The organism is Candidatus Schekmanbacteria bacterium (genome assembly GCA_003695725.1).
Lineage (GTDB): Bacteria > Schekmanbacteria > GWA2-38-11 > GWA2-38-11 > J061 > J061.
In genome coordinates, this window is record RFHX01000229.1 from 1 (window position 1) to 9,006 (window position 9,006).

The 9,006-nt window shown below is 35.0% G+C and carries 7 protein-coding genes and 1 pseudogene; 6 read left to right on the forward strand and 2 right to left on the reverse strand.

What is annotated here, in order from left to right; all coding sequences use genetic code 11:
* Positions 1-159: 159 nt before the first annotated feature.
* From D6734_08885 to gspN, 5 genes are all read left to right on the forward strand, one after another.
* Entirely contained in the window at positions 160-1,128 is a 969-nt protein-coding gene (locus D6734_08885) for a polyprenyl synthetase family protein (GenBank protein RMF93952.1), read from the forward strand.
* 13 nt (positions 1,129-1,141) lie between these two features.
* Complete coding sequence (locus tag D6734_08890) at positions 1,142-1,372, forward strand: DUF4911 domain-containing protein (GenBank protein RMF93953.1); 231 nt, start codon at positions 1,142-1,144, stop codon at positions 1,370-1,372.
* Positions 1,365-2,783 (forward strand): TldD/PmbA family protein, encoded by a 1,419-nt coding sequence (locus D6734_08895; protein RMF93954.1) that lies wholly within the window; start codon positions 1,365-1,367, stop codon positions 2,781-2,783. The genes D6734_08890 and D6734_08895 overlap by 8 nt, the downstream gene beginning before the upstream one ends.
* Positions 2,784-2,904: 121 nt before the next feature.
* Positions 2,905-3,240, forward strand: a complete 336-nt coding sequence (locus D6734_08900) for a hypothetical protein (GenBank protein RMF93955.1) — start codon at positions 2,905-2,907, stop codon at positions 3,238-3,240.
* A gap of 107 nt (positions 3,241-3,347) precedes the next feature.
* Positions 3,348-4,271, forward strand: coding sequence for a type II secretion system protein GspN (gene gspN, locus D6734_08905; GenBank protein RMF93956.1), 924 nt, complete (start codon positions 3,348-3,350; stop codon positions 4,269-4,271).
* 12 nt (positions 4,272-4,283) lie between these two features.
* Here the strand turns inward: gspN and D6734_08910 are convergent.
* Positions 4,284-7,287: pseudogene (locus tag D6734_08910) on the reverse strand (heavy metal translocating P-type ATPase).
* A gap of 61 nt (positions 7,288-7,348) precedes the next feature.
* On the reverse strand, positions 7,349-7,621 hold the full coding sequence (locus D6734_08915; GenBank protein ID RMF93957.1) for a transcriptional regulator: 273 nt from the start codon (positions 7,619-7,621) through the stop codon (positions 7,349-7,351).
* A gap of 273 nt (positions 7,622-7,894) precedes the next feature.
* Here D6734_08915 and D6734_08920 point away from each other — a divergent pair.
* Positions 7,895-9,006, forward strand: a 1,112-nt coding sequence (locus D6734_08920) for a radical SAM protein (GenBank protein ID RMF93958.1), incomplete at its 3' end; no start/stop codon positions are given.

Here is a 9,006-nt window from a genome sequence, read left to right on the forward strand (position 1 = left end):
ATAAGATATGGCATATTTTATGCAATCAATCTTCTTGCATTTAGATTTTTTTGAATCAAAGGAGAGATAAATTTCTTGACAGATACCATTCTTTTCAATACATTCCGCACTACTAAAAATATAAATGTTCTGCGTTTTTTAATTTAAAAGGACCGGTTTATGTTGGATTTATTTACACCCATAAAGCAAGAACTTGAAACTGTTGAAGATATATCGATCAACACAATCAACAGCAGTGTTGATATGATTAATGATATAGGAGCGTATATCTCCAGAAATGGAGGCAAAAGACTGCGCCCGGCGCTTGTTATTCTCTCATCCAAAGCTTGTGGAAATTATTCAAGATCCTGCATAAACTTAGCATGCGCTGTAGAATATATTCATGTAGCAACTCTGCTTCATGACGATGTTATCGACAATGCCAATATGAGGCGCGGTGCACCCTCTGCAAACATAAAATGGGGAAATAAAGCAAGTATATTGGTGGGTGATTATCTTTTCGCTAAATCATTTTCTATTATGGTAGAGGAAGGCAATCAACAGATTATGGATTCTCTGGCAAATGCTTCAATGAAAATGGCAGAAGGAGAGATTCAACAGCTGATTTCGAAATATGACATAAATATGAAGGAAAAAAAATATATCGAAATAATAACTAAAAAAACCGCAGAATTGATAGCTTCCTGTTGTGAAGTTGGAGCTTTGTTAGCCAATGCACCGAAAAAAGAAGTCAAAGCAATGTATGCCTATGGCTTAAACATTGGAATAGCTTTTCAGCTTATCGATGATGCGTTAGATTTTATCGCTGATGACAAAAAACTTGGCAAACCAATATGCAATGATATTCATGAAGGTAAAGTAACACTTCCATTGATCAAAATCCTTGAATACGAAAATGGTTCAACGCGCTGCAAAATTGAAGAAATTCTAAAAAAGGAAAAATTGGCAGAGCACGATATTCATTTTGTTATGGAATTAATTAATAAATACCACACAATCGATTATACGATTTCATTAGCAAACCGGTATGCTTCTCTTGGTAAAGAATATCTAAAGGCAATTCCTGAAAGCAAGGAAAAGAATATTCTCGAGAAACTTGCTGATTTTATAGTAAAAAGAGAAGTTTAAAAGGAAATCCCTTTTGCATTTTCACTTGCTTAAAGTCAGAGCTAAAATCAATCGTGAAGACATTGTCTTTTTTAGCTGGTTGATTGAATCATACGAAGAAATTGCTGTAATGAGGACAATAGATTCTAATGAAGGAATAGTTGAATTTTGGGTCTCACCTTTTCTAAAAGAAGATTTTAAAGAAATTATTGAATCAGTTGATGAACCAATTGAATTTATAGGGAAAAGCTATCTAAATGATTGAAATAAAGAGAATAATCCAGCCAATTGATTGTGATACCATATTAAATCGGTCAAGGTCAGGAGGAGGAATTTTTTCAGAACTTTTCTTTGAAAACAAGGTTTTTAATTCAGTAACTTTAGAAGACGGAAAAATAGAAGAAGTTTCAGGTGGAATTGATAAAGGTGTTGGATTGCGGGTAATAAGTGGAGATAAAACATTTTACGGTTATACTAACAAGGTCGAAAACTCATCTCTATTGGATTTAGCCAAAGAGATATCATCAGCTGTAAAAAGCCAAAAAATTTCTGCAAAAGAATTAAAAAAGATAGATTTCAAGGAAGAAAAAGATGCAGATTTTAAAGATTTTCTGAAAGGTACGCTCGACGACAGAGTAGAAAAATTAAAACTGGCCGAGTCCTTTTTGCCTAGAGGAAGCAATTATTTAAAACACTATAAATTGGTTATCTCAGACAGCATTCAAGAGGTTGCCATCATCAATTCTGAAGGGAAAGAAATTATAGACCGCAGGCTGAACACTATTTTCATTGTTCAAGTTGTTTTGGCAAAAGATGAAATAATTCAAACAGGTTATGAGCCCATTGGAGGAAGTGAAGGATTTGAGCTATTCGAAAAAATTGATTTGGGAAAAACTGTAAAAAGCTCCTTCGAAAGAGCTAAGATGATGCTTGACGCTCCAAAAGCACCGGCAGGAAGTATGCCGGTTGTCTTATCAAGTGAAGCCGGCGGGACAATGATTCATGAAGCAGTGGGACACGGCTTCGAAGCTGATTATGCGCAGGAAGGATTATCAGTGTATTCAGGGAAGAAAGGTGAATTGATTTCATCTACACTTGTAACCGTTGCTGATGACCCAACCTTAACAGGAAAAAGAGGAAGCTATAGATTCGACGATGAAGGAACAGCATCTTCTGAAACCATTCTTATTGAAAATGGCTGTTTGAAAAATTATCTTTACGACCTTCTTTCTGCAATGAAGGACGGAGTTGTCTCCACAGGCAATGGTAGAAGGGAATCCTACAGATTCAAGCCTATTCCACGAATGAGCAATACCTATATAAAACCCGGCAATCATTCTCCTGAGGAAATTTTAAAAGAAACAGAAAAAGGGTTATTCGTAAAAAAAATGGGAGGCGGGCAGGTCAATCCTGTTAATGGAGACTTTGTCTTTGAAGTTAGCGAAGGATATTTGATTCAAAATGGCAAATTGGTCTCTCCTGTCAGAGGCGCAACTTTAGCCGGCAATGGTCCCAAAGTTCTTCTTGATATAGATATGGTAGGAAATGATCTCGGTTTTGGAATTGGCACATGTGGTAAAGGAGGGCAAGGTGTTCCTGTGGCAGATGCTCAACCAACATTGAGAATCAAAAGTTTGGTTGTTGGTGGAGAAGGTAATCCTCCATGGGAAAAATGATTAATATCAATAATAGCTATTCTCATCTTCATAAAAAACATACAAATTTTAGCAGAAGAATTGACTCTTCTTTAGTATCAAATTATAATTTATTTGAATTGAACCTGCAAAAGGCATCGTTATGAAAAAAATAGTTACATTGACAATTTTAATTGCCTTTTTTTTAATCCATTCATCTGTTGGATACGCAAAGACATTTCATGATTATGGACCTTGGGGAAAAGGTGGTTTAATTACAGCAAGTGTCCTTGCATCTGTCCCTTACACACCTTTGAAGCTTGCTTATGCGTTCATTGGAGGTATTACAAGCGGCATGATTCTTGCTTTTACAGGAGGAAAAGCAACTGAAAGCGCATCAAGGATAGCTGCACAGGCTTCAACCGGTGATTGGTATGTCCCTCCTGATGTATTTCTTGGCAGTGAATATTTAGACTTTGTCGGACCTGACGACAAATAGAAATCGCAAAAAGCATTTCTTTCTTTGTTTTCTATGGTAGATGAATTTCTCATTTAAAAAAATCCCCTTGCAATGACTATCCAAAGGACTTATAAACCTTGCAAAAAATGGAAATGGCAATTTTAAAAAACATAAAAGGAAATTTTTTAAGAATTTCTCTCTATACAATCTTTGGAATAATTTGTTTTTTTTTCTTTTTTTTAATTAAATTTCCCTTTGACATCTTCGTCCAAAATGCACTATCAACTATTGAAAAGAACTACGATATCAATATTTCTATAGATGAATCCAGCTATTCCTTCCCTATTGGAGTAAAATTGACAAAAGTAAATATAAGCGCAGGTGAAGACAACTCTTTAGAATATTCCATTGATGAAGTTAAAATAAAATATCCCCTTTTTTCTTTCCTCTTCTTCAAAAAAGAATTTGCCATCTATGCAAATGCATTCGACGGCTCAATTTATGGTTCATTTGAATCCAATAATGAAGGCATCTATTTAAATATCTCCACAACAAAAGCAATAAATATGGAAAAAGCCATTCCAGAAACATCAAAAAATGGCTTCGCATTAATAGGAATGACTAATTTTAAAATTGAGGGAATCATTGTTGACAATGATTTAAGAACTTTTTCAGGAAGAGGTAAAATTGAAATTTCAAAAGGAGCAATTAAAAATATCTCTCCTCTTCTAAAAGCTATTCCAGTTGAAAAAGCTGATTTAGAATTTGAATCATCACGAAACCGTAGCGCAATTAAAAATATCAATATTGAAGGCAATGGAATAAGAATAAAAGGACAGGGAACCTTAAAAACAGGAAAAACTTTATCTGATAGCATATTAAAATTGAAACTTTTTGGTCAATACGATCCTTCAACAGGAGTTGGGAAAACCATTTCACTATTGGGGATAAAAGGAAAGAAGAATATACCAATTGAGTTAAGCGGACCTCTCACAAAACCAACACTAAAAATTGAAGGAAAAACCCTTTGGAATAAAAAGAGCCCTAAAGATAGAAAGAGGAAAAGATAATTTACTGCTTTATTAAAGCTTCTTTGAGTATCTCGTCAACAATAATGAATTGCTCACAACTGAGACAGATGAAAAAGCCATTGCTAAGGCACACCATTGAGGTGGAAGCGTAAAAGGATAAAAAACTCCGGCGGCAATAGGAATGCCGAGAGCATTATAAAAAAGAGCCCAAAAGAAGTTTTGTTTGATCTTTGTCAATGTTTTCCTACCAAGTTGAATTGCTCTATAAACATCAAAAAGGTCATTTTTAACAAGAACCACTTCTCCTGTTTCTTTAGCGACATCTGTCCCAGAGCCAATTGCTATTCCTATATTTGCTTGAGCCAAAGCAGGAGCATCATTAATTCCGTCTCCAACCATTCCTACATATAACCCTTCTGCCTGATATTTTTTTACAGTATTTATTTTATCTTCAGGCAATACCTCCGCCTCAAATGATTCTATACCAACCTTTCTTGCAACAATCGAAGCAATCTTCTTGTTGTCACCTGAAATCATACATGTCCTTATGCCCAATGAATGAAGACTACTAATTGCTTCCTTGGCATTTTCCTTAATCACATCAGAAATACCAAAGATTGCTGCAGCTTTGTTATTTTCAGCAACAAAAACCAATGTATTTCCTTCAGATTGCATTACTTCCGCCTTTTCAACAACAATATTACTCACATCAATCCCTTTTTCCTCTAAAAATGCCAGTCTACCTATAACTAATTTGCTTCCTCCCGCTTCACATTCAATCCCTTTTCCACTTTCTTCATTGAATGAATTTACATCTATGATTTCTACATTTTTCTCATCTCCAAATCTTGAAATTGCCTCGGCAAGAGGATGTGTTGATTTCTTTTCAGCACTCACCGCTTTTTTTAACAAATCTCGGCCGTCAAAACCATCTGCAACATAATATTCCACAACTTTTGGTTCACCCTTGGTAATGGTGCCGGTTTTATCAAAAAGAATCATTTGAAGCTTTGATATATTTTCAAGTGTGCTTGCTTTTTTAAAAAGTATACCTCTTCTTAGTCCAATACCACTCCCGACCATAATTGCAGTTGGTGTTGCAAGGCCAAGGGCACATGGGCAGGCAATGACAAGGACAGAAATCATTATCGTAAAAGCAAAAATGAAAGCCATTCCCTTAACCAAAAACCAGATTGCAAAACTTATCAATGAAATGGATACCACAGTGGGTACAAAATAATTTGAAACAGTGTCAGCAAATCGTTGAATCGGTGCTTTATCTGCCTGCGCTTCCTGAACCATCTTGATGATTTGGGAGAGAACTGTATCCTTGCCAACTTTTAATGTCTTTATCTTTAAATGTCCCGATTTATTTATTGTTGCGCCTGTAACTTCATCACCAACTTTTTTCTCAACAGGAATTGATTCGCCGGATATCATCGATTCATCTACACTTGAGTAACCTTCAATTATTTCTCCATCTACTGGTATCTTTTCTCCCGGTTTCACAATGACTATATCCCCTATCCTTACTTGCGATGCTGGTATTTCTTTCTCATTACCATCGACTAATACAACCGCTTTATCAGCTTGCAATTCTAAAAGTTTCTTGAGAGCCTGACCAGCTTTCCCCTTTGCCCGAGCCTCCATCATTTTTCCGAGGAGAATAAAAGTCAATAATTCCGGGGCAACTTCAAACATAAGATGATGCATAATTTGTCCAGTTTCCCCCGCCATCTCTCCTGTCATTCCCTCCATAGGCCCTCGTAAAAAGAAAAGAACCATTACGCTGTAAAGATAAGATGCGCTAATGCCAAGAGACACAAGGACATCCATATTGGTTGCCCGGTTTTTAAGCGAGTAGTAAGCACCTCTATAAAATGGGAATCCGCCGGTAATCTGCACCGCTGTAGCAATAGCAAAGATTACATAATCCTGAATGCTTCCGAAGGGCCTAAAGTCGATTCCAAGTTGAGGCAGATGAACAAGAAGCGCTATAGGAATAGTTAGAAGTGCTGTCAACAAAAAAGCTCTTTTTTCTTTCTCTGCTGTACCTTCTTCTTCCTTCTTCTTATCTTCCGCAAATGGAATAGCCTTATATCCCGAATTCTTTACTAAATTCAAAATATCATCTGTCTTAATGGTATTTACATCAAATTCTACCATCCCCTCTTCCATAGGGAAATTTACAGAAACATTCTTTATTCCTTCTGTCTTTGAAAGCACTCGTTCAATAGTCTTTGCACAATTAACACAACTCATACCCTCAATTTTGAAACGGAGTGTCTCAAATCCATTGGCAGATATTGGAATTGCTTTATAACCTAAGTCTTCTACCTTAGCTGCTATATTATCGGCTGTTAAAGTTTCAAGATGCTCTACTGTAAGTGTTTCAAGAGGAAAATTTACAACTGCTTTTGTTACTCCATCTAATTTATTCAATCCCCTTTCTATGGTACCAGCACAATTTGCACAAGACATTCCACTTATCTTGAATGAAGATGAAAGGAGTTTCCTCTCTTCTTTTTCTACGGATTCTTTCCTGTCTTCAATTTTCTCTTCCTGCGCTGATATATCTTCAACTTGATATCCTTCATCTACAATTGCCTCTTTCATTTTATCTTCATTGACCACTTGTGCATCAAAAGTTATTTCAGCCATCTCCTTTTCAAGAGAAACCTTTGCATCAATAACTCCGTCAAGCTTTTTGAGGGCTTTCGTAACTGCCCGCACACAATGGTCGCAGGACATACCTCCCACTTTTATTTGGCAGGTTTTCTTCATTTTTTTCGCTCTAAATCAGAATAAAATGTAAAAAGGAATCAAATAAAAAAGATCATTTTGCAGAAGCTTCATAACCTGCTTCTTTGATAGCATTTATAATATTCTCGATGTTGTCAACTGCAGGATCATAGGAAAAAGTTGCTTCCTTAGCATCAAGGTCTACATTGACATTATTTGCGCTTTTAAATTCTTCAATAGCTTTTTTCACATGCTTCACACACATCTGACAAGTCATACCATTTACTGAAAGTTTTGCTTCTGCCATCTTCATTCCTCCTTGATTTTAATTAGAAATTGATACTGCTTTTAAATACTATTCAAATTTATGCACATCAAGATTTCTTAAATTTAAAAAATACATCCATCAATTCCTCTATCTTTTCTTTTTCCTGTCCATTTCTAATAGCATCAGAAACACAAGTTTCTACATGCTTCTGTAATACAATCTTAGCAACATTCGTTAAAGCTGATGTGGCTGCGGATATTTGTGTCAAAATATCAATACAATATTTTTCTTCTTCTACCATTTTTGCAATACCGCGAGTTTGGCCTTCTATCTTCTTTAATCTTGAAATCACTTTTTTCTTGGATTTGTCATCGAGCATTTCTTCTCCTTCTACAGTACCTAGGTAGGGTATATTTTATTTAGAAATATTTGTCAAATAATATTTATGGCTTTTCCTCACAAAAATGATATAAGGGTAAAAAATTAAATATGAGAGGATAAGACTAAAACATAGCTGAAAAATAATACCTTTTTGAAAAGCATTCCTTCCAGTCTGCTTTCTTCAAAAAATATCTTACAATCCAAAGTGAAAAAATATAAATACATACTTTGCATTTATCCTTACGAAAAGGAACTTTCCTCAACTGGTTTTATGCCTCCCTTGGGACTTGAAAGTATTGCATCATCTGTAAAAGATCTATGCGAGACAATAGAAATAGTAGATTTGCGCTATGAAAAAAAACCATTGAGCCACTTCTTTGCCAAAAGACCTGATGCTGTTTTAATCAGTATAAATTGGTATTACGAAAAAAAGAAAGTTAAAAGAATAGTTTCCTCTATCCCCTCGAAGATTTTAACAATTGTTGGTGGAAGGGAAGCAACAGAAAAAGCTGACACTTTTTTTTCTGATTGTCCAAATATCGATTTCATCATCAGAGGCGAAGGTGATAAAGCAATAGTTGAACTTTTAAGCGGATTAAAAAAAGAAAAAATAAAAGGGCTTTCCTATAGGAAAGGTGAAAGAATCATTCACAATCCACTAAGAAATATAACAGAACTGAATCACTTTTATGATATTGACAGAAGCCTTCGCAAATATGAATACAAATTCATTATAAATGGTTTGAATTTAGGGCATAATGTTGATGGAATATTTTCTTCTCGAGGATGCCCCTATAACTGTAAATTCTGTTCTTTCAATTTCACGCCAACAGGCGAAAAGATTAAATGGAGAGGCAGAAAACCAGAAGATGTAGTTAATGAAATAAAGAAAATAAGCTCAAAAATAATTATCTTTCTCGATGAAAATTTTACTTTCAATCTAAAAAGGGTTGAAAGTATATGTGATTTGTTAATCAAAGAAAAAATTAAAAAATTTTTCGTGGCAAACTCGAGAATCGAAATCTCAAAAAATCCCACGGTCCTCTCAAAAATGTATAAAGCCGGCTTTCGAATATTGACTCTTGGCATTGAATCATCTCAAAACCATATCTTAACTCGTTTGAAAAAAGGATTTACAAGGGAAGAATTGGAAAAAGGATTTAAAGTCTTAAAGCAATTTAAAATTTTTACTCACGGATATTTTATTATTGGTAATATTAATGAAACGGAAAATGAAATGCTCGATACTTCAAATTTTGCCAGAAAAGTTGGTTTATATTCATTAGGAGTCAGCAACTTAAGATGTGCCGTATCAACTCCTTTATATTCAGAAATCAAAAATACACCGGGTTATTACATCGATAAAAAAGAAAGAGTTTATTC

Coding starts and splice junctions, on each gene's coding strand:
- D6734_08885 (RMF93952.1), top strand. CDS start 160: ATGTTGGATTTATTTACACCCATAAAGCAAGAACTTGAAACTGTTGAA.
- D6734_08895 (RMF93954.1), top strand. CDS start 1,365: ATGATTGAAATAAAGAGAATAATCCAGCCAATTGATTGTGATACCATA.
- D6734_08900 (RMF93955.1), top strand. CDS start 2,905: ATGAAAAAAATAGTTACATTGACAATTTTAATTGCCTTTTTTTTAATC.
- gspN (RMF93956.1), top strand. CDS start 3,348: ATGGAAATGGCAATTTTAAAAAACATAAAAGGAAATTTTTTAAGAATT.
- D6734_08915 (RMF93957.1), bottom strand. CDS start 7,621: ATGCTCGATGACAAATCCAAGAAAAAAGTGATTTCAAGATTAAAGAAG.